This is a genomic window from Bacteroides sp. 1_1_14, assembly GCF_000162515.1.
Lineage (GTDB): Bacteria > Bacteroidota > Bacteroidia > Bacteroidales > Bacteroidaceae > Bacteroides > Bacteroides thetaiotaomicron.
Genome location: NZ_GG774704.1, coordinates 153,509 through 177,431, shown reverse-complemented (window position 1 = coordinate 177,431; position 23,923 = coordinate 153,509). Strand labels below are relative to the sequence as shown.

Genomic DNA, 23,923 nt, shown 5'->3' with positions numbered 1-23,923 from the left:
AGATTATTTTGCAAGAGTACTTAATATAAAAATGTGTATGAGAAAGATATTTTACCCCATCCTTCTGCTCGCCTTAGTAGCTTGCAAGGGACAACAACAAACGGCGGATTCAGAGTCTGTGGCGGACCCTGCAACAGAAAGCGTGAATCCGGAAATGGGAAAAAACAATGGTCAAAGCGACGCCGATGCCACTGCACAGCCCGAAGTGGATGCAATCACTTCCGCCACTTCCCGCCCCAATCAGGTTTCGTTCAACGGCCGGATCGTCCTTCCGCCCCAACGGCAGGCAACCGTCGCACTGACTATCGGCGGAGTGATCAAAAACACTTCCTTACTCCCCGGACAACACGTTACCAAGAATTCTGTAATCGCCACTTTGGAGAATCCGGAGTTTATCACCCTCCAACAGACTTACCTGGACAGCCACGCACAAACAGAATATCTGCGTATGGAATACGAACGGCAAAAGAATCTCTCTGCCGAACAAGCGGCTTCGCAGAAGAAGTTCCAGCAAAGCAAAGCGGATTATCTTTCGATGAAAAGCCGTCAGGATGCTGCCGCCGCACAACTTTCGCTTTTGGGCGTGAATCCGGAAACACTGCTTCGGGATGGCATCCAGCCGCTTCTGGAAGTAAAAGCTCCTATCAGCGGATATGTGGTCAATGTAGCTATGAACATGGGAAAGTACATCAATCCGGGAGAAGCTCTCTGCGAAGTGATTGATAAAAGCGCACCGATGCTCTGCCTGACTACCTACGAAAAAGACCTTGCAGATATGCAAACAGGCAGTCCCGTACAATTCCGTGTCAACGGCATGGGTACACAAACGTTCAACGGCACGGTCATCTCCATCGGACAAAAAGTGGACGAAGTGAACCGCTCACTCGAAGTATACGCTTCCATCAAGGAGACGAATCCGCAGTTCCGACCGGGGATGTACGTCACGGCACATATCCAAAAACAATAATCTGCCGTGCAGCGACAGCCATTCATCATGCATAATTCGTAATTAACCATTATCTTTGCAACATGGTATTGAAAGCTATCAATAAAGATAAGTATTTCCTGTCCACGGTCATCATCTCGCTGATGGTGGCTGTGCTCATTCATTTTCCGGAATCGGTCTCTCTCTTCGACCGTTTCGAAAGCCATTCGCTTTTCCCGGGGATGAAGTTTATGGATGTGGCAAATGAGATTCTGTTTACCTTCGTTTCGTTACTCATACTTTTTGCCATCAATACGCGCTTGTTCCATTTCAACCAGGCGTCCATTAAAATAACGGCTGCAAAGATTCTGCTTTCCTTCATCCTGACATGGATACTCAGCAATCTGCTGGGACAAGTGTTTGTCTTCCTGCACCGGACATTTGATATTCCTGCCATCGATGCGATGGTGCACCACTATCTCCATCCGTTGCGCGACTTCATCATGGCTTGCCTCGTCACCAGCAGTTGCTGCATCATCTACCTTGTCCGCCGCCAGCAACTGGTATTGATTGAGAACGAACAGTTACAGGCGGAAAACATCCGCAACCAGTATGAAGTATTGAAGAATCAGCTCAATCCGCACATGTTGTTCAACTCACTGAATACGCTGCGTTCATTGGTACGGGAGAATCAGGATAAGGCACAGGATTATATTCAGGAACTCTCGCGGGTACTGAGGTATACGCTACAAAGCAACGAATCGCAAAGTGTCAGCCTGCGGGAAGAGATGGAGTTCGCCTCTGCTTATATCTTCCTGCTGAAGATGCGTTTTGAGAACAACTTGCAGTTTGATATACAGATAGCCAAGTCTTTCGAAGACTACCGTCTCCCTCCGATGGCGGTACAGGTGTTGATAGAGAATGCCGTGAAGCACAATGAAATCAGCGACCGCAAACCGCTGACTATCCATATCGTCACCAACAACGAGGGATATCTGTCCGTCAGCAACGACATTCAGCCCAAACGGACCGCTGCCTCCGGCACCGGCATCGGACTTGTCAATCTCGCCAAACGCTACCGGCTATTATTCAAACAGGACATACAAATCACAGAGGACAAAGAGTTTTCCGTTTGCATTCCTCTTATTGATGAAGTACAATGAACGACAAGCCAAGTGTTATGAAAACAGTTATTATTGAAGATGAAAAAGCTGCTGTACGCAATCTGACTTCCCTGCTCAACGAAGTGAAACCGGAAGCTGAATTATTGCCATACTGGACAGCATCAATTCCACCATCGAATGGTTCGGCATCCACCCGATGCCGGAACTCGTTTTTATGGATATTCACCTGGCGGATGGTTCTGCTTTCGAAATATTCGATCATATCAGCATCACCTGCCCCATTATCTTCACCACGGCTTACGACGAATATGCCCTGCGTGCCTTCAAAGTGAACAGTATCGACTACCTGCTGAAACCTATCGGCAAAGAGGACATCGAACATGCGTTTGAAAAATTGGACAACTTGCAGGATACCATCCCCGAAAACGGAAGCAGACGGGAAAATAAGGAAGAGGAACTACTTCACCTCATTCACTCGCTGAAAAAACAGGAGAATTATAAGACGCATTTCCTCATACCGATAAAAGGCGATAAGCTACTTCCTGTCTCGATCGACATGATTCAACTGTTCTATATCAAAGATTGTCAGGTAAAAGCTGTCTTAACGGACGGGGTGGAATACAACTTTTCTCTTACGCTGGATGAGTTGGTCGATTGTTTGAATCCTAGTCTCTTCTTCAGAGTCAACCGGCAGTTTCTGATTTCAAGGGAGGCGATAAAGGATCTTGATTTATGGTTCAACAGCCGGTTGTCCATTAATCTGCACCACTCCAGAATGACAGAGAAGATATTGGTAAGCAAAGCACGGGTAGCGGAATTTAAGGAATGGTTTTCGAGCAAAAAGTAAAACAAGCGGGACTATATTGAAATCCCACTATATGCATTCGTTCTTTATAAGTATCGGATATCAGTTCTAAAAATGGAAAGGATGAAGCCCAGCCTCATCCTTTCCATTTTTATCTTAATACCTAACCTTATTAAAACCCAATTGATGATTTATACTTCAGCGTCTTCTCCGGTAAGGAAATCGAAGGAGGTACAGCCTCATCGGACACCGCCCGTTTGTAATTCGGCTTGCTGCTCATCACAAAACGAAGTTTCACTCCATCACGGATATCATCATACGTCAGGTAGGACTTATCGTACTTTTTACCATTGACATAAAGCTCCTTCACGTACAGGTTCTTCGGCGACCAGTTGTCCGCTGTCATTTCAATGTTTTTTCCATTACTCATCCGGACCGTAATAGCCTCTGCGCATGGCGAACCGATATTATAAATATTGCTGGACGGAGCCACCGGATAGAAACCGATGCAGTTGAACATATACCACGCAGACATCTGTCCGCAATCGTCATTACCACTCAATGCATCCGGTGTATTTCCGTAGAAACGGTCGACGATGGTACGTATCCACTTCTGACATTTCCACGGTTCTTTCAGGTAGTTGTAGAGGTATGCAACATGATGGCAAGGTTCATTTCCATGCCAATAGGCTCCGATACGCCCCTGTATATCATGTGCTCCGGGGATATCATCCGGCAGTTCTACCGTAAAAAGCTCATCCAGGCGTTTGCGGAACAGTTCCTTACCGGCCTCGTTGATATATCCCTGCACATCTTGCGGCACATACCAGGTATATTGCATCGTGAATCCTTCCGTGATATCACCCCAGCCATGTACCGATCCCGGACCCTGATAGGCAACCGGAGTAAACGGAGTGCGCCAGTCACCTTTGCTGTCGCGTCCGCGCATATATTTCGTTTCGGGATCAATCAAGGTCTGATAAGACAAAGCACGGTTGAGGAAATAATGATAATCGTCTTCTTTGCCTAATTTCTTGGCTGCCTGTGCGATGCAATAATCATCATAAGCATATTCCAGTGTCTTTGACACTGACTCCGCTTCCTTATCGAATGGTACATAGCCCATTTCACGATATTCCGGAAGGCAATCGTAGTTCGGATTCATCGCTGTGGTTTTCATCGCTTCGTATGCACGCTCGTAATCAAAGCCTTTCACTTCTTTCACGATCATATCCGCCAATACGGATACGGCGTGATAGCCAATCATACACCAGGTTTCGTTGCCGTAGAAAGACCAGATAGGAAGCATCTTCTCCACACTCTTGTCGTAATGAGCCAACATAGAATTTGCAATGTCCGCATTCACCTCCTGCTGAACCAAGTTAAACCAGGGATGCAAAGCCCGATAGGTATCCCAAAGAGAGAACACCGTATAGTTCGTGAATCCTTCCGCTTTTTCTATGTTCTTGTCTAGTCCGCGGAACTGCCCGTCCGAATCCTGAAAGATAAACGGATGCAGAGCGGCATGATAGGCGGAAGTATAAAACGTTTCCTTTGTCTTTCGGTCAGCAGTCAACGTATATTTTCCAAGTTCCTTTTCCCAAAGGGCTTCCCCTTTCGCCCTTAACTCGTTGAAAGTTAATCCGTCGAGTTCCTTCATATTATTCCGGGCACCGTCTGTGCTGACTGCAGAGATGGCTGTTTTCACCGTCACTTCTTCTCCTGCCTTTGTATCAAAGGAGATACAAGCCATCAGATTCTTTCCCCAGGCTTCGTAAGAACTGCGGAATCGGGAAGTGTTATAAATAACCGGCTTTTTGTCTTGTACAAAGCGCAGTCCGGTCAACTTCTTCGAGAAAGTAGCCGTGAAGTACACATGACGTTCCGGCCCCACCCTTTCACCAGTTTGTATCCGGTGATAGTCGAATCATTAATCATTCGCAGATTCGACCATTCGCAGGATTGCCAGAGCGTATGGTTCATATCAATCATGATGAACGCATTATCCGACTCTGGATAAGTAAAACGGAACATACCGCTACGCACACCGGAAGTCATTTCGGCTTTGACTCCATAGTCTGCCAGTTCCACAGCATAATAATTGGGGGACGCCCACTCCTTATCATGTGAGTAACGCGAACGATAGCCTTGATCGGGATCTTCATGAGTACCGGGTTCCAGTTTCATTTCTCCCGTTCCGGGGATAAACAGAAAGTCGCCCAAGTCCGGAATACCTGTTCCGCTCAAGTGCGTCAAACTGAATCCCATCAATGTCAGATGATTGTATTTGTATCCGGAAGCTGCATCATAGAAGCGGCTGTCCGTATCGGGGCTTATCTGGATTCCCCCGAAAGGAATCTGTGCACCGGGATAAACATTTCCATAACCATCCGTACCGACAAACGGGTTCACGTAGTCCGTCAGCTTTTCAGTTTGAGCCATGCCCGGCAAGATACTCACCAGACACGACCAAACCAAAAACAACCTTTTTCTACCAACTTTATTAACCATATCCAATCGTATATTACACCTGTATATCACCTACAGCAACCTGATATTCATGCCATAGTTCATCTATGCTATATTCTGTTCCCAAGATATGCTTGATAGCTCCGTCAAACGACCAGGGAATCACCTCCAGTGTGCTGCGGTTAAACTTACGCAGGAATTCAGGATCTTTATTGTCGCGCAACCAGACGAAGAAATAACCTGCTGTCCGATAACCGTCCATGTAGTTTCCTCCTTTCGGACGGGCATTCGGTCCGTCGAATCCGCCGTTGGCTACACGTACGGCATCTGCCATTCCTTCAATAAATGCCCAGAATACACGATTGGTTCCGTAAGAGCCGATGCCTTGCGGTTCCAGCTGATAGGCGTGTGTCAGTTCGTGCAACAGTACCCCACGCGTTTCGAAGAACAGCTTTGCCGTATCGTTTTCCGCAAATGATTTCTCGATATGCCGTGTGCTGTAGAAGATAGTAACGTCTCCATTACCACCGCCTTTGGCAGAAATTCCTTCGATGTCTTCCAGTGTATAATGTATCTTGTTCACCGGAGTTATGCTGTCTTCCGGTGAGTTATAAAGAGTAGCCAATACAGTGCGTGCCTGCTCTTTGATATAAGACTCCGCATCCGGAATGATCCGGTGATAAATGTCTGAACCTTTTGTTTCCGAAGCTTTATCTTCGAACAAGACAGTTCCTACATTGTAGCTTTTCCATACGTCCGGTTTTGCTTCAGCTTGCTTCTTCGCACTTGCCGCACAAGCTCCCATGCCCACAATCAGGGCAATTGCATATACCAAATGTCTCTTTTTCATATTCTTTTCTTGATTATTTATTGATGCTGTTAATTGATTCCATTAGTTAATGAATAAGGTTTGTCCTGCGCCGATACTCCACGACGTTTGTTGGGCGATGCCGACATTTTAAATTCCAATACGCCTCCTTTCAGGATATCCTCGTGTGTGATGTACATTTTATCATAAGACTCGCCGTTCAGTTTCAGTGACTGTACATAACGCTTCTTGTCGCTGACGCCCGGCGCTTTGATTTCCAGTGTCTTTCCGTTGGGAAGTGTCAGCTTCAGATAGGGCAGATAGGGAGCACCAAGGACATACTGGTCTGTACCCGGACAAACCGGATAGAAGCCCATCACAGAGAAAAGATACCATGCCGACATCTGTCCGCAATCATCATTTCCACCCAGTCCGTTGATGTCATTCTTATACATCTTGTTCAGGATTTCACGCAGCCAGTACTGTGTTTTCCACGGTTGGGAGGTCCATGCGTACAAATAAGGTACATGATGGCTCGGTTCATTGCCATGTACGTATCCACCTACCAGGCATTCTTCCGTAATATCCTCATTATGTTCATAGTACTTCTCCGGCAGATGCATGGAGAAGAGTTCGTCCAGTTTCTGTACGAATGTCTTTTCTCCTCCCATCAGGTCGATCATACCAAACACATCATGCGGTACATGAAAGGAGAAGTTCCATGAATTACCTTCGATAAAGCCTTCGCCGTAAGTTTGCAACACATCGAACTCTTTTTTGAATGTGCCGTCACTGTAGCGGGGACGGGCAAAACCGATGCTTGTATCATAGATGTTACGATAGTTGAGAGCACGTTTGCGGTAAGTATCCGCTATCTCTTTATTACCGGCTTTCAAGGCTGTCTGATAAATAGTCCAGTCGTCGTATGCATATTCCAACGTAGAGGAAGCTGCCGTACCACTCTTGTCCAGCGGGATATATCCCAGCTTCATATAATCGGCTACACCTTCATAGTAAGGTACCGTAGATGTGCTAACCATCGCCGATAATGCCTCATCCACATTTGAAAAAACTCCTTTGGTTATTGCATCCGCCAGCACAGACACAGCATGATAACCGCTCATACACCAGTTCTCATTTCCCATCAGGCTCCATATCGGCAACATGCCATGCACGCTCTGCTGTTCATGTTTGATCATTGATTCCACCATATCCGCATTGCGTTCCGGTTTCACCAGGTTAAGGAACGGATGTTCCGCGCGATATGTATCCCAAAGTGAGAATATAGTATAGTTAGTGAATCCTTTCGCCTGATGTATGTTATGATCCAGACCGCGATAGGAACCGTCTACGTCCATATACACGGACGGATTAATCATGGTATGATAAAGCGAAGTGTAGAACATCGCCTTCTGATCCGGTGTACCTTCTATTTCGAAATGATCCAGTTCATTGTTCCAGTCTGTCCGTGCAGCTTCCGCCAACTGTTCGAAGCTCTTTCCGGAAGCCTCGGCACGCAGGTTCTTTACAGCGCCTTCCGTGCTGACTGCCGACAAGGCTACCTTTACAACCAGTTCGGGATCTTTGGCCGTTTCGAAGTTAAAGTAAGCCACGATCTTTCGACCAGTGATTTCCGGGAAATTCTTCTCCAGCTTGAAACGACGCCAAAAGCCATTGTACAATACCTTTTCCTTATCCTTATATCCGTAATCCTTGATCGGCTGTGACAAGGAAATGGCAAAATAGGTATAATTCGTACGTGCCCATCCGTTGGTGATGCGGTATCCTGTCAGCAATGTATCGTTTTCCACCCGCAGGTTTGCCCACAATACTTTGCCGTCATAATTATAGATACCATGCACCAGGTCCAGGATCAGATGACCGTCTTTTCCTTTCGGGAAGGTATATTTATGTACACCCGTCCGTTGAGTAGCTGTCAGTTGCGCTTTAATGCCATAGTCGTCCAGCATCACTTCGTAGTATCCGGGTGTCGCTTTCTCTGTGGCATGATCGAAGCGCGAACGGTAACCCTCTTCCGGATGGTCCGCCCGTCCGGGATTCAATTTTACATCGCCGACAGCAGGCATCAGCAATATATCTCCCAGGTCGGAATGTCCCGTGCCGCTGAGGTGGGTGTGACTGAAACCTACGATGGTTTTATCCCGATACTGGTAACCGGCACAATATTCATACGCATTCTTCTGATAAGCTCCATTCACATTATGTGGAATTGTGTCTGTGTCCGGACTCAGCTGTACCCATCCGAAAGGGGTGCAAGCACCGGGAAAAGTATGCCCCATACCATTGGTTCCGATAATCGGATTAACGTAATCTACCGGTTGCTGAGCTACGGCGGACAAGGTTACCGCCGCCATAGTCATCATCAATACTTTCTTTTTCATCTTATTCATACCTGCTTACTTGTTATCACGAGAGAAGGAATAGGGGAAGTCGGATTCGTTAATACCTCTTCCTTTATTCGGTTTATTATCCATATCAAATACCAGACGTCCGCCTTTCAGCAAGTCGAAATGATTCAGATAATTCTTTGTATAGTTCTTACCGTTATAGTTCAGCGAACGGATGTAACGATTGGCATCACTATTTTTAGGAGCGGAGATTTCCAGTTTCTTGCCGTTCTCCAGTGTGATCGTCGCTTTCTTGAAATAAGGAGCACCCATCACATATTCATTGCTGCCCGGACATACCGGATAGAAGCCTAAAGCGGTAAACACATACCAGGCAGAAGTCTGTCCGTTATCCTCATCACCACAATAACCGTCGGGAGTGGCAAAGTAGAGGCGGTTCATCACTTCACGCAGCCAGTACTGTGCTTTCCAGGGCTCGCCTGCATAGTTATACAAGTAAATCATGTGCTGGATAGGCTGGTTGCCGTGCGCATAGTTACCCATATTGGCAATTTCCATTTCACGGATTTCATGAATCACACCTCCGTAGTAGCTATCATCAAATATCGGTGGAAGGTTGAACACAGAATCGAGCATACTGACAAACATCTTTCTGCCGCCCATCAAATCGGCCAGTCCCTGTACATCATGAAATACAGACCACGTATAGTGCCAGCTGTTTCCTTCGGTAAAGGCATCCCCCCACTTGAACGGATTAAAAGGAGTCTGGAAGGTGCCATCGGCGTTCTTGCCACGCATCAGTTTTGTTTCAGGGTCGAACAGGTTGCGGTAGTTCTGGCTTCTGCTCTTATAGAGTTCCAGTTCTTCTGCCGGACGCCCTAGCTTTTCACCCATTCGGTAGATGCACCAGTCATCGTATGCATACTCTAATGTACGCGCCGCATTCTCGTTAATCTTTACATCGTAAGGCACATAACCCAGTTTATTATAATATTCGTATCCACGGCGCCCTGTTGTAGAAACTCTCGGATGTACACTGTTGGCTCCTTTGAGCAAACCTTCATACATTTTCTCCGCATCCGCTTTGGTCACATTCTTCATAAAAGCATCTGCCACTACGGAAGCCGAATTGTTTCCGACCATACAGCCACGATGTCCCGGACTCGCCCATTCGGGGAAGAATCCGCTTTCAAGATATGTATTCAACAGTCCTTCCTGCATCTTCTCTCCCATTGAAGGATATATCAAATTGACAAACGGGAACAGGCAACGGAACGTATCCCAGAAACCGGTATCGGTAAACATATATCCCGGACGGATTTCACCGTTATAAGGGCTGTAATGTACCGTTTCACCCTTCGCATTCACTTCGTGGAACATACGGGGGAATAATACCGAACGATACAGACAAGAATAGAAGGTACGCATCCGGTTCTCATCATCGTCTTCGACTTTGATACGTCCCAGTACGTCATTCCAAGCTTTACGTCCGGCTTCCTTGGTCTGTTCGAATGTCTTGTTTCCGATTTCTTTCAGATTCAGTTCCGCCTGTTCGGGGCTGATGAATGAGGAAGCCACTTTGGCATGCACCTGCTCTCCTTTCTTTGTCGAAAAACCGATGGCAGCACCTACGTGATTGGATTGCAGTTCAAGATGCGTCTCTACCAAATGGTAGTCCGCCCATACTTTATTAAATGTAAAAGGCTTGTCGAACTCTATCACAAAGTAGTTCCTGAAATTCTGCGGAACACCGCCACTGTTACGTGTCGTATAACCTACAATCTTATTTTCTTCAGGAATCACCTTCACATACGAACCACGGTCGAAAGCATCTACTACCACATAAGCATCGGACGCTTCGGGGAAAGTAAAACGGAAATACGCACAACGCTCCGTCGGGGCAATCTCCGTTGTCATGTTATACTCTGACAGATAAACACTGTAATAATAAGGAGTTGCTTTCTCTGCCTTATGCGAAAACCAGGAAGCACGGCTGTCCTGATCAATCTTCAGCTGTTTGGTCATCGGCATAATGGAGAACTGTCCGTAGTCATTGATCCAGGGACTGGGCTGGTGGGTCTGCTTGAAACCTCTGATTTTGTCAGAAGCATACGTGTAAGCCCAACCGTCCCCCATCTTTCCGGTCTGCGGCATCCAAAAGTTCATCCCCCAAGGCAGTGCAATGGCAGGATAGGTGTTTCCGTTGGAGAGCGAAATCTTGGAGTCGGTTCCCATCAGGGGATTCACGTAATCCACCGGCTGCTTTTGCGCAAAGATAGAGGAGACTCCCAACAATAGAGTCATTGTGATAGACAGTAGTTTCTGTTTATTCATGATATAAGAGTTAAACTATTAATATTAGATTAGCGAGTGTTATTATTCACGTTACAAATTAACGCAATAGAAAATTAATAACTATACTCTAACGTGACAAAAAGCACGTCCGGGCGAGAATGTCAGAGTAGAGAACTAGGAGTCAAACAGAGCACAAATTAAATTACTAATAATCAAATAATTGCCCATAAGAAAATACAAATAGAGTACAAACAAAAACAAAAGCAAGAAAGTAATCGAGATTATGTTCTGTTTACTTTCTTGCTTTTTTCAAAGACTGGTTACTTCTTCATTCTAAACCAACGCTCGCCTGTAGCACTTAGCACATACACCATACTGTCGTTGTCATCATAACTCCAATAGAAGCCGTCTTCCGAAACACAGAAAGAGAGGAATTTACTGTAATCCTGCTGTACACGGTTATAATCAGCCGGATTATTATTCCATCCGAATAAATCATATGGTTCGCCCAAGCTGATGAATATACGACCAGTAGCATTATCTGCTGTCATAGTAACCGCAAAGCCAATATAAGATCCCATACCACTCCACGGACAAGCAATCAAATTCCTCGGATTACGATCATCAAACTCCACACCAGAGTGGAAGATTCCCTTAAAGTCTGCATGAATCTCATCCTGATCTACTATATGGGTCTTCCAACCATCTGCATACCATGCTGCAATATCAGAGGCTTTCCGAGTATCACATACAACATTAGCATTGTCAGTTTCAATTTCACCATTCAAATAGTTGTAATAGAGTTTATTTAAACTTATTCCATCTACCGTCACATTGCTACCCAAAGTCAACACTGCATTTTCATCATTCGTTGTATCAATTATCATCGGATACTCTGTGTGTTTTACCACACCGTTATCTATTGCAGAAATCTTCACTTTCCAATTATTGCTCTCGTCGCAAATAATCAAATAGTGTGCAAGGAAAGAAGAGGATGACCTACGAAATACACCATTATTCAACTCTCCCTTAAGCAAATCCATGGCCTGTGCTTTATTATAAGCAATAATGGCCAATCGTTTTCTCTCCTTAGCTTGTTGCAAAGCTGCAGTTGAGACCGGAGTCAAGATCATTTCTTTGCCATGCGTCTGTCCTACAGCTGTAATTTGTGAATCAGAATACCCCGTAATGACAAATGTCGTCTCCGAGTTTTCGTTCAAATATTGTAGCATTCCTCCATTCAGCAAGGTAAGCAACACCGCTTTTTCCCCCTGGAAATCCAGAGAATAATCTGTTCCAACCTCATTCTTCAACAACGTTTCGTCTGAATCCGATGCTACATTTCCTTCTTCATCAAACTGAAAGTAGAACGTTACTCCTTGATAAATCATTTTCCATCCGTCTGCCGCACACAGTAGTTCTTTTACCTCTGAAGGACGCAAGCGGTCTGCACTCATGTCACCTTCATGTTCCCAGTCTTTCCAAGGTTCCGTCATGCCACAACTATAAAAAACCAGGCAACACAACGACAACATTATATAAATAAGTTTCTTCATGATGTTTTTCTTTTAAGATTTGAAATTAGAAATTAGGTATATATCCTCCCAAGTCCGGTCCCACTCCATAATTCTTGGCTGCTCCCGGCGCACAAATACGTAAGTCAATCATCGGCGGAATCCGTCCGTCATCCTTCACTTTCATCACACCGTCAGTAGTACCTCCCCAAGGATTCCGCATCTTGAAAAGATGAGTATTATCATCCGGCAAGATAAACGTAAACGCATGCCCACTGGTCGTCTGCCAATTTTGATCTACCTGTTCACCGCTTCTTGTAAAACCACCGATCACCAGTCTACCCTGTTTGAGCGACACTTCCACCGCGCGTTGTAAGTCTTCGGCAATCAATGCATTTGCACCGAAACCTACACTTTCCCCGTCGCCGGTAAAGATAGCAGAAACATATTCAGTACCAATACCACCGACATTAGAACTACCTTGATAGATCTGATTCCACTTAATCATAGCCTTTTCGAGAATCGTAGCCCAAGTGACTTCTTTATTTCTGCCGCCTAAGGCACCTAAATCGCCACTATTACCGATAAAATAGTCGCCACCTACACCCACTGATATTTGTTTTCCTTTCGGGTCATACATAGTAACTGTGTATGTTTTGTCCATATTATCCTTGATAATGTGTTTTACGAAACGAGGATAGAGGTATGCCATCGAAGCAATCACCGCACAAGCACAGCAGTCACCTACCCAACGCTGATTTACATCAGACATCACAGGATTTCCATTTGGATAAATGGATACAACATTGAATGTATTCCAAGCCATCTTCGTCCCACCATCTCCAAATGGTTCAGGTTCTTCAGCAGGATCGGCAAGCCATTTCAAGTCTGCTGCCGTAGCTTCTCTGTCATTCTCATGCTGTCTACCCATCGGAGTTATCGCACTAAACGTACTGGAACCTTTACTAGCAATCAAGTCGTTGATATTCTCCGTATATGAACGCATGGCCACCAGTTTCCATTCAGCTATCTGCGTGGCAGCACCACCATTGTTCGCTTCAACAGAAAGTCTGTAGTAACGATAGGAAGTTGCATTATCCACTTCATAGCTTTTCTCTTCTTTTCTCGCTGCAAAAAGTTGGTTTGTCTGCGCATCCAGTTCTGTCCACGTAGTATTATCATTAGAACCATAGAGTGTCCAATCTTTCGGGTCCATTTCGGGAGTATCGGCAGCCGAGGTCAACGAATAGGCAGTGACAGCCTTACTACTATTTCCATTCCAAGTGATGTTGAAACTACTATGATAAGTAACATACTTCGTGTCAGCATTATCGTCTACCAAACGTCTGATTTCCGAACCGACAGGAGCATCAGCATATTGCGCTATAATTGTACCACTGGAGGGCATATTTGTGTTACCCGAACCAAGTACATAAGAAACCGGAGCATCTTCGTTCGGACCTTCTCCTCCATTATCTCCTTCATCATCGTCGGACGAACATCCTGCCAGACAAAAGGGAATTAGCAGCACCAAAAGAAAAATGATTCTCTTCACTGCATTCACATCGCTACATCTTATTTGAGGTATCTTCATTGTTTTTCTTTTCATTAATTTCTTTCATTCATTCGCAGATCGGACATCCGGAGTATATTACTCCGTTGTCCATCCCAGATTTTGTACCATCTTCGGATTACGACGTACATCTTCGTCAGGAATCGGGAAGAGGTAATGTTTAGGCAAAAATGTACGTGTTTCTACTACTACCTTCTCAAAAAATGCAGGAGCATCCGAACGGAAAGCCATACCATGAATAGGTCCGCCTTCTCCACCTCTATGATATTTAGGATAAATCCAATCATCGCCTACAGCCATATCGGCTACTTTCCAACGACGTACATCAAAGAAATGATTCCATTCGAACATCAGCTCAACCAAACGTTCACGATGAATACGTTTGTCCACTCCGTCACGTGTATCTTCATAAGGAATGCATGCAAATCCATTATCGTCCTTAGTACCTACCGCACCATATCCAGGAATACCGGCACGGGCGCGTATCTTATTTACATACTTAATCGCTTCATTACGTTGGTCACAAGCGCTCAACGTTTCAGCATACCCCAAGTACATGTCTGCCAAACGAAGCAAAGTTGCACAATGCCTGTTAGCCCCGCTACGTCCTTCTTTTGAAGCCATTTTACGCATACCATAACCCGTGTAAGGGGCATCCCAATTGGCATTAGCATAACCGGAATTACCGTTATAAGTCAGTTCTGTGGTTATTTCTCCACGCGGAGTATCTGTCTTCAACCAAGTAGAACCATGGAATGTAATGTTCGTATAAAAACGCGGTTCGCGATTAGCCCATTGTTTCAATGTTTGATTCGAATTGCTCTTGAAATAGGTTCTGGAAGGAACTACTTCGTCAGTATAGTTACTTGACCATCCCAAATATTCATTAGAAGGTACCCCCTCATATTCTTTATAGTTCGTATCGTCAACAATCCGGCGACCGTCTTTCATAAAGTACAAGTCCACCATTTCCTGAGGTACACCAAATCCCAGACCACCTCTCAAAGCACCATTATTATCATCGTACCCCTTGTGATAAGGCGTGGTTTCGTAAGCCCGGTAATCATGGTCTGCCAAGCGAATGAAAATCTGTTCTTTATTCTCTGTACCGTACAAAACTCCCGATGTCACTTTTCTATAAGATTCATAGAAATCAATCTTTCCATCAGCTGTCTTCTCCGTATATAAAGAGAAAGTGTTACCGTATTCATCAAAGAATTCCTTGTAAGCATCACGTGCAGCCTCCCATTTCGCTTTTTCCTGCGATTTATCTTGCGGGAAGAGTTGCTTGCCACTTTCCGGATTAACGATGGCGGCATAATCGGGATTACAATTGAATAGCGGACTTGCCGCATACAACAACATTTTCGCTTTGAAAGCTTTACATGCAGCTCTGTCTATACGTCCCAAGTTGGATCCGTCATATCTATCAGGAAGCTCATTTGCCGCATCATCAAATTCCTTCGCCATAAAATCCACACATTCATCTACCGTATTACGTTCTTTCAGCAGTTCAGCAGTAGAAATATCCAATGGAATTGGTTCTTCCCCCAAAATCACAAATGGGCCGTAGGAACGGAAAATCATGAAGTAATAGAAAGCACGCAAAGCTCTGGCTTGCGCTTTCCACTGTTTGCGTTGTGCGGCCGAAGCTTCCAAACAACGGTCTACATTCATGATAAATGTACTGGCACGAGAAATTCCTTTATAATACTCGATGTACCAGAAGTTTATCCATGAGGAACCTGCATAGGTGGCTCCGGAAGCCCATTCGCTACCATTATTTCCGTCCCATGAAAGCTTGCATTCCAACGAACCGGTTGTCCAGATCCCCGACATCGTATTCCTTGCAAAACGTTCTAATGTTTCATCGGGCACATAATTATACACATTATTCAAAAACTGTTCTGTCTTCGAGCGATTAGTAAACGTATCCTCCAAGTCATATTGTTCACCGGGGATTGCATCGAAGAAATCATTGCACGAACTAAGTCCGACCACCAAACACAGCGCCAAAGTTCCTATTTTAAATATATTTTTCATATCCTTCTTGCTAACTGATTATTATTAAAAACTTACATTCACACCTACTGAATAAGTACGTACATTAGGATAAGCAGTACCATTATTGGTATTCAACTCCGGATCCCATAATTTGAACTTAGAGAATGTCAATAGGTTGGTGCCCATCACATAAATACGCGCACTCTTCAGGAATGTTTGATTAATCAACTTCTTCGGGAGTTGGTAAGCAATAGTCAACTGTTTCAGACGCAGGAAACTGACATCTTTCTGCCACCATGTGCTGGTTTTCATATTATTTTGATTCGCATTGTTTCCATGATGCAAACGAGGATAGAATACATCCTGATTAGTCGGATTGTCAGCAGACCATCTGTCAGTAATGTTTGCAAACAAGTTCGTAATACCTGAACCATCATTAAAAGGATACATGGCATTGCCTCCCAAACAACGGTCTGCCTTGGCATTTCCGGCAAAGAGCGCACCGACAGAGAAATCACCTAATTGTAAATCTGCACCAAAACCATAATAAATCTTAGGTACGTCACCCTGACCTATCAGACATTTATCATAATCGTCAATTACTCCGTCACCATTTAAATCCTTATATTTGATATCACCCACTTTCGAAATCTGTCCCGGATGCCCTTCACCAAACTGCTTGGCATGGTCCATGATCTCTTCTTCACTAGTGAATAACCCTTCGGCGATCCATCCCCAACGTCCGTTCACGTTCGTTCCTCTTTTTTCCATCCACGGATACTGTACCCGGGGATCATCGTTCTCTATAATTTTATCTTCATTCCATGAGAAGTTACCACGGACAGTCAGGAAACATTTCTTACCGAGTTGCTGTGTATATTCCAATGTAGCTTCAAAACCCTTATTGTCTACCACTCCCAAATTAGCATAAGGCATTTCTACGAACCCGGAATAATCAGGAATAACGCGTCGGGTAATAAAGATGTCTTTACGATGTTCTTTAAAGATATCTAATGTCAGCGAAAGATTGTCTTTGAAAAATTTTAAGTCAACACCTAAGTCTTGCTTGCGGGAAGTAGACCAACCGACATTGGCTCCGTACTTGCTGAACCCCCAACCACCAACACCGTTATTCTGGTCGCCAAAACGATAACCATCTACGCTCGCCATCTGGTCTAGGTACATAAAACGCCGTCCTGTTACAGCATCCGTACCAACTAAGCCATCTGTATAACGCACTTTAAAGTAAGAAACAGTTTCTTGCAAAGATTCCCACCAAGCCTCATTAGAGATAGCCCAGCCAAGACCAAATGCAGGGAAGAAACCGAAACGTTTTTCTGGACTGAAGTTCTCGGAACCATTATACCCAAGGTTTGCCTCGAAAAAATAACGGTCGTTCCATGAGTAAGTAGCACGGGCGGCCAAGCCTTGTTGCTTATAGGGCAAAGAACCGATCAGATTATCAGAACTCGAACGGTAAATCTTTTGGTTATAAAGCAAAAGACCACCTATCCGATGCAAACCGAACGAACGGTCGTAATTTAAAGAAGCTTCAAAGTAAGTACTTCTAGAGTCGGAAGCGCCCTGGTCAAATGCAAGATCTTTATGTCCTGTATAGGTCAGTGCATACCGATAATTGCCATCTGCATCAAATACATCATCATTCCACAATCCGTTTTCGTCTTTAGTTCCGGCAAAATTGTAAGTATCTTCACGCTTGTTATACTTCAGGTCACGACTGTTATGCACGTCGAAAGCCAACATGGCAGAGGCGGTAAGCCCTTTACTCCACTTCCAGAAACCAAGGTCTTGCGTCAAACGAATGTTGGAGTTCAACTGATTTCTTGCTTCATTTTTGTAACCACGACGAGTCAAATCGGCATACGGGTTACGGAGGTCACCATTGGTAGAGATACCTGGTACAGAACCATCAGGCATCATTAACGGCAAATAGACCGGATTAATCTCCATAGCTGACGCAAACAAGTCACTGGTAGATTGCTGCGGATAGTTACCCATAGAAAGGAAACCATTGAAGCCCAAATCAATAGTAGTCGTTTCTGTTGGCTTCAAGTTCAAATTAGCGGTATAATTGTAGCGGTCGTAACGGATGTTAGCATCATAGTTCTCCATTTCAGCGGTACGTGTCAGACCTTTTTCATTATAATAACTCAATGAAACGTAGTAAGTGGCATTAGGTACACCACCACGCACACTTACATTTACACGACGATTATGTCCCCAGTCATTGAATAATTCGTTCATCCAATCAACGTTCGGATACAAATAAGGATTGAACATCAGTGGATTTTCATTCGGTAGTAATCCATGGGCTTTCTTCGTAGCCTCAATATATTGAGGAGAATATAACATACTGCCTCTAGTATCCATATACGCTTCATTGGCAGCATCCATATACGTAAAGGCATCCGCCATTTCAGGTTTCTTTGTCAATGTCACAAAACCTTCATAGTAGTCTACTGAGAATTGCGGCTTGCCCACCTTACCCGGTTTGGTTTTAATCAGAATTACACCATTAGCACCGCGTACTCCATATACAGCTGTGGCAGAAGCATCTTTCAGCACCGTAAACGACTCAATATCTTCAGGGTCGATATTATTGAAACTACGTTCCACACCATCCACCAATACCAGTGGTTTAGAGTTCTGACCCGCCAGTGTAGAAATACCACGGATCCAAAGATCGGAATCATCATGCCCCGGTTCTCCTGAACGTTGCACAGCTACTACACCCGGCAAACGTCCAGCAATAGCAGAAGATAAATTAGCTGTCGGCATCTTTATATCTTCTATTTTCATAGATGACTGCGCACCTACTACCGATACTTTACGTTGATGTCCGTAAGCCACAACTACCACTTCGTCCAGTGACGATACATCTTCTGCAAGAATTACGTCCAGCACTTTCTGTTTGCCTACTTTTACCTCTTGTGATTTATATCCTATATAGGATACGATAAGAATGGGATTGTTACTCGTCAGTTTCAGATTATACTGACCATTGGTGTCTGTTATGGTACCATTCGTAGTACCTTTTTCCTGAACGCTCACTCCAATGAGCAATTCGCCTTTTTCATCAGACACACGCCCTGTTACAGGAGTACCTTGTGCCCACACTACTGTACTAAATGTTAGCAGTAATGCCAATAGCCACAATGTCTTTGTGTGATGTTTTTCCATTTCAAACAAATTCATGTTACTTTGTTTTTTTTAATTAATACTAAGGTTATCAATCGCCTATATAATTCTTATAAGCGGAGGCAAATTAAAAACTTTTAATATTAAGAATATTCCGCAGAAGTGACAAAATTATGTCAAAATGAAAATGCTCATTCATAGAACAGAAAGGAGAAATAAAGCACATTATAAACATCTATATATCAACACATAGCATTCATTCGTGTACAAATAGAGCACAAGTTTACGTACATTGTATCAAGTTATAATAGCCACCTTTTCGCCACTTTAATTAAAATGTTTATTCGTAAGTAGTAATAAATAAAATCTATACAGACATGAATTCAAATATATCTGTCACCCCAAACGACCAAAGAACAGAAGGAATGAAGGAATCCCGAATCATTAACCGAAAGACTTTGAAAAACTAATTTCTTATCAGTCCAAATTGATTCGTTCTACTGTAGTTTCCCTTTCGTTCCACTATAGTTGGACGCAAGAAGCACTATAGTTCCTCTTGCGCCCAACTATAGTGGAACGAATAAATAAGGACCTCGAAAGACTTAATTATCCGGAATTACTGGTCTAAGGATTCGGGTAATACATCCATAAAACTCAATTAGTAAAGAATAAGATAGTGGAGATAGCATTATCGGAGTTGCTCCCGATAATCTTTCGGCGTCATTCCGAATCGGCGGGTAAACTCTTTATAAAAATAGGAACGGCTGGAAATACCAACTTCAGCGATAACATCCTGAATAGAAAGTTCTTCATTCTGCAACAATCGTGCAGCCTTCTCCATCCGATAACTCTTTATCAAGTCACTGGGAGCCGCATTGGATATTTCTTTAAACTTGCGATAGAATTGACGCGGACTCATCGCCATACGGTCGGCAATTAAGGTTGATCCCAATTCTTCCTGGTCAAGATTTTGTTCTATCACTTGCAACAGTTTCCGGATAAAGTCCGCCTGTTCTTCTGTAGTACAAACAATGCGTCCGGCCCAGTCACCAAGCTCTTCCATATAAATCTGCTTTGCCTCCCGAGTACCGTAAATAGCTTTATTGACGGCTTCTTTCAAAAATATAATATCATAAGGAAGTACAATATATGAATCAGCCCACATAATCAATTCACGCTGAATGGACGAACTTACTTTCCAACTTAACATTGGAATAAATGCCGTTTTCGAAAGTTGAGTACGATTCTTATTCACATATTCTAGGAAGTCACTCTCTGCTTTTGCATACATCAACATATCAACTAGTAACAAAGCAGGAGCCGATCTACGTATTTCTTCAAATGCAAGTTGTACACTTTTCACCGGACAAACAACAAATTCATCTGCTAAGAGATCACTTATCAGCCATACCATTTCATCCCTATCCTCCAGCAGAAGAACCGTTTTCTTCCCATGCTCTTCAGTCTCCTTGATGATAGCCGGTTCAAAGGCTAACGTCAATAAATGATCCTTTTCTCTGTCGGCATAGTGAAGCGTGACATTTAGCTGTCTCAAAGCCGCTTGCACAGAAAACAGTAATTGGCGGGTAGTTATCGCCTCTTCTGTTTCCTTACTATCTCTTCTTCCCTCTTCTTCCGAACCGGAAAGTTGCTTATATAATTCCTTCAGAGTATCATCTACAGTAGAGAACTGCAGCAACATCCGTCCTTCCTCTTCCTTTACATCCACTACAATATCCGACTTATGTTTTACTCCGCCAATATAAAGGTAACACCAATAGAGCATACAGCGTAAAGCATTCTTATAAACAGGATAAACAAAGTGTTCTGGTATAGCAAGTTTTACAGAAGATATATCAACGCCCTGTCCTTCCAACACATGCAAGACTTCTATAGAGAGCTCTTTCATGCACATACAACCAGTAATCGCATATTCCGTAGGGAAAAATGACTTAAGTTCCTCTACAGCCAAAGTTCCCGAACGGAAAAGAGTTGCAATAACCGTCTCGTGTACCTGCTCCATAATTCTGAGACGCTGTTCATAAGGGAGATTTTCCGCACGCAACTGATCACAAGAGCGATAAATGGACGTAAAACGATTCAGTAACTCACGATTAAGACTGGCGGACTCCGGTAGAGCTTCATTGCTTTCTGCTGTCAACAGCCGCTGCATCATACGCTTCTGGAGAAAATATTTTCTTAATAAATGAATCAGATAACCGGCTATTAATATGAAAAACAGCAAGTAAATGACATAGGCTACCGTAGAAAGATACCAAGGCGGAAGAATGTACAAAGGGATAGAAAATACCTTATATTCCGTATTAAATACATCTTTCTTATAACGGACCTTTAAAACATAGCTACCCGAAGGTATTTCTAGATACGATGCTTCATTTATACTACTAAACGAGGTCCAGTCTTTATCAAATCCGTCCAGCATATAGGAGTACTCCACATCACCTCCAGTAAGAAAGTCTGGAACAACAAAAGAAAGGGAAAAAGAAGCCTTCGCTCCTTTAAAACTTAACGCTTTGCCACCATCGGTATAATAATCCCCCAGATTAACCTCCTTACGTCCAATCATTAGCTTACGCAATAATATGTTCGGATAGAATTCCGGAGCTGTCGCCACTTCCTTATCCAGATAAAGCAAACCGTCAATGCCTCCAAAGAAAAGACGTCCGGTATAAGGACATTGATAATAGGCATCATCACTAAACTCGCCCACCTGCACACCGGCGGCATAATAATAAGCATGCGAAGAAGTGTTTTTGGGATTATATTTAATAAGTCCACGATTAGTGCCAAGCCATAAAAAACCATTTGCATCCTCCAATATGCCATGAATCATATCATTAAGCAACCCTTGTTCTCTACCGATATAGGAGGCACTGATTTGTTCCTTATTAAAGGTCAAACACACTAGTCCCGATGTTGTTCCTACATACATCCTACCATCTTTAGCACGATGCAGGCTAAGTACATCATCAACAGATTTATGCAATATTTCTTTCAAAGAAATGACTTTATATTCTTCTGTCTGTTTATCAAATCGAATTAACCCTTTTTCCCGGCTTCCCAACCAAAGAATGGAATCTCCTTCAGCTAACATAGGATAAAACATGGTTATCTCTTTTTGTTCATAAAAGAAATGATAACGCTTTTGCGATTTGAGGTGAATCTCCCCTTGTTTCCTCTCCAATATCAATTTACGAAATCCGACCCCAGCCGTAACCGCATAGAGTACGCTGTCATTCTCTTCATAGATATCATGTATTTCGATAACAGGATCTGCAGACTTATCCTCAACACAATGCAAGGCTTTATCTGCAAAAGAATAATAAAACAGTCCGGGATTACCCGATCCTACCCAAAAGCCATCCATATAACGGCTTTGTTTTAATGAGTATGCTTGAAACTCTCTATTCCAACGGGTATAAGATGAGGCATCCTGCCTGCCTACTGGAGAGTAAACTGTAGTAGCAGAAGCATCCATACCACCTTCATAATCATGTACATGCAAAAGTCCATCTCCTTTCGTACCAAACCATAATCCGCCATATTTGTCTGTCATGACAGAACGTACCTGCCGACTTAGATTGGATGATAGTTTGCTAAGCATCAGATTAGTGGCTATCGAGTACTTCTTAGCGTACATGACAGCTCCCTGCCCATCAGAAGCTACCCAAAGAATATTCTGATGAGGATCGCGGAAAATATCATATATACGTACATTACGGTCCACCACTTCTTCTTCATATTTTTTCGAGGTGCGCAAACGTACTAAACCATTGGTTTGAAAAGCAATTATAATGTCTTCATAAAAAGGAACAATTCCCACAACTTTCCCATATCGTTGCACCAACGAAGAAAGGTTACGAATATAGATTTTAGACCTTCTGGAAATATCATATACATAAAGATCCCGCTCTGCATCCACAAAACAGAGAATGCCATTCTGATAAAATACATTATCGATAGGTTTTGCATGAAAATCAGAAGATGAAACAGTAGGATGGACAGACAATGTATCCCGGTCAAAGCCATCTAATGAACATTGAATCAGACTACCTGTATTCCGTGGAAAAGTCCATAAGACACCATCATCCGTGACAAAAGCACGCTGATCCATATTCTCGACAGGAGTCTCTATATTTTTGAGATGGACAAACTTTTTATGATAAGTATTATAATAAAAGATTCCTTCATCGCTTACTACCCAAGTATCTCCTTTCGGATTGGAATGCAGATAATAATCACCTGTAAAATCATAATATCCCACTACCTGACGCGAATCTTGCGAAAAACGATTAACTCCCAAATGTGTAGTAATCCACAAACAACTGCTATCTGCCTGCTGAATAGAATGAATGACATTGTTACTCAACGTCTTTTTCATTGAGAAATCAGAACGAAAGACCTCGATACCTTTCCCATCATAACAATTCACGCCATCATAAGTGCCAAACCACATCAGCCCTGCTTTATCCTGATAGAGGCAAAGCACAGCACTATTAGAAAGCCCTTGTTGATAATCGACTTTCCGAAAAAGATAAGCATCTTTACCCGCATCAGCCCAACAGACCAACGAACCAATAAATGTAAAAAGGCATAATATCAGACATCTTCTCATTATATTAATAGCAAGTGTTATTGTTCATGTCTTATTAGATAAAGCGGGAACAAATATACTAAATATAATATAAATGAGACATTAATAAGTAAGAAAAGTAACAAAAGCCATCGGATAGACCATTAGAAAGCTGATACAAATGTTTGGCCTAAATCCAAATATTATTCTACACGCAATTCCCACAAAAAGGGAAGTACGGACGTACGATAAAGAGTTGGATGAAATAGAATCACCATCAAAAA

At 43.4% G+C, this 23,923-nt stretch carries 10 protein-coding genes and 2 pseudogenes; 3 read left to right on the top strand and 9 right to left on the bottom strand.

The annotated features are described in order from the left end of the window. Positions 1–37 precede the first annotated feature (37 nt). The 3 genes and pseudogenes from HMPREF9007_RS16995 to HMPREF9007_RS17005 all read left to right on the top strand — a co-directional run bounded on the left by HMPREF9007_RS16995 (position 38) and on the right by HMPREF9007_RS17005 (position 2,896). Positions 38–967: an efflux RND transporter periplasmic adaptor subunit gene (locus HMPREF9007_RS16995; protein ID WP_008760885.1), complete on the top strand. Its 930-nt coding sequence runs from the start codon at positions 38–40 to the stop codon at positions 965–967. Between the two features lie 62 nt (positions 968–1,029). Next, a complete protein-coding gene (locus tag HMPREF9007_RS17000; protein WP_008760884.1) occupies positions 1,030–2,088 on the top strand; it encodes a histidine kinase in 1,059 nt (352 codons plus the stop codon). A 17-nt stretch (positions 2,089–2,105) separates the two neighbouring features. Further along, positions 2,106–2,896 (top strand): annotated as a pseudogene (locus tag HMPREF9007_RS17005) (LytTR family DNA-binding domain-containing protein). A 130-nt stretch (positions 2,897–3,026) separates the two neighbouring features. Here the strand turns inward: HMPREF9007_RS17005 and HMPREF9007_RS17010 are convergent. The 9 genes and pseudogenes from HMPREF9007_RS17010 to HMPREF9007_RS17050 all read right to left on the bottom strand — a co-directional run bounded on the left by HMPREF9007_RS17010 (position 3,027) and on the right by HMPREF9007_RS17050 (position 23,681). Next, a pseudogene (locus tag HMPREF9007_RS17010) lies at positions 3,027–5,365 on the bottom strand (GH92 family glycosyl hydrolase). A 13-nt stretch (positions 5,366–5,378) separates the two neighbouring features. Next, complete coding sequence (locus tag HMPREF9007_RS17015; RefSeq protein ID WP_008764203.1) at positions 5,379–6,173, bottom strand: basic secretory family protein; 795 nt, start codon at positions 6,171–6,173, stop codon at positions 5,379–5,381. Between the two features lie 29 nt (positions 6,174–6,202). Beyond that, positions 6,203–8,542, bottom strand: coding sequence for a GH92 family glycosyl hydrolase (locus HMPREF9007_RS17020; RefSeq protein WP_008760882.1), 2,340 nt, complete (start codon positions 8,540–8,542; stop codon positions 6,203–6,205). Between the two features lie 6 nt (positions 8,543–8,548). Further along, positions 8,549–10,834, bottom strand: a complete 2,286-nt coding sequence (locus HMPREF9007_RS17025) for a GH92 family glycosyl hydrolase (protein WP_008760881.1) — start codon at positions 10,832–10,834, stop codon at positions 8,549–8,551. Positions 10,835–11,115: 281 nt separating this feature from the next. Beyond that, positions 11,116–12,351, bottom strand: a complete 1,236-nt coding sequence (locus HMPREF9007_RS17030; protein WP_008760880.1) for a DUF4302 domain-containing protein — start codon at positions 12,349–12,351, stop codon at positions 11,116–11,118. A 25-nt stretch (positions 12,352–12,376) separates the two neighbouring features. After that, positions 12,377–13,903 (bottom strand): C2 family cysteine protease, encoded by a 1,527-nt coding sequence (locus HMPREF9007_RS17035; RefSeq protein WP_011109041.1) that lies wholly within the window; start codon positions 13,901–13,903, stop codon positions 12,377–12,379. A 57-nt stretch (positions 13,904–13,960) separates the two neighbouring features. Next, positions 13,961–15,925: a RagB/SusD family nutrient uptake outer membrane protein gene (locus tag HMPREF9007_RS17040; RefSeq protein ID WP_008760878.1), complete on the bottom strand. Its 1,965-nt coding sequence runs from the start codon at positions 15,923–15,925 to the stop codon at positions 13,961–13,963. A gap of 24 nt (positions 15,926–15,949) precedes the next feature. Further along, positions 15,950–19,102, bottom strand: a complete 3,153-nt coding sequence (locus HMPREF9007_RS17045) for a TonB-dependent receptor (protein WP_008760877.1) — start codon at positions 19,100–19,102, stop codon at positions 15,950–15,952. Positions 19,103–19,733: 631 nt separating this feature from the next. Next, positions 19,734–23,681, bottom strand: a complete 3,948-nt coding sequence (locus tag HMPREF9007_RS17050) for a helix-turn-helix domain-containing protein (protein WP_032850267.1) — start codon at positions 23,679–23,681, stop codon at positions 19,734–19,736. Between the last annotated feature and the right edge of the window lie 242 nt (positions 23,682–23,923).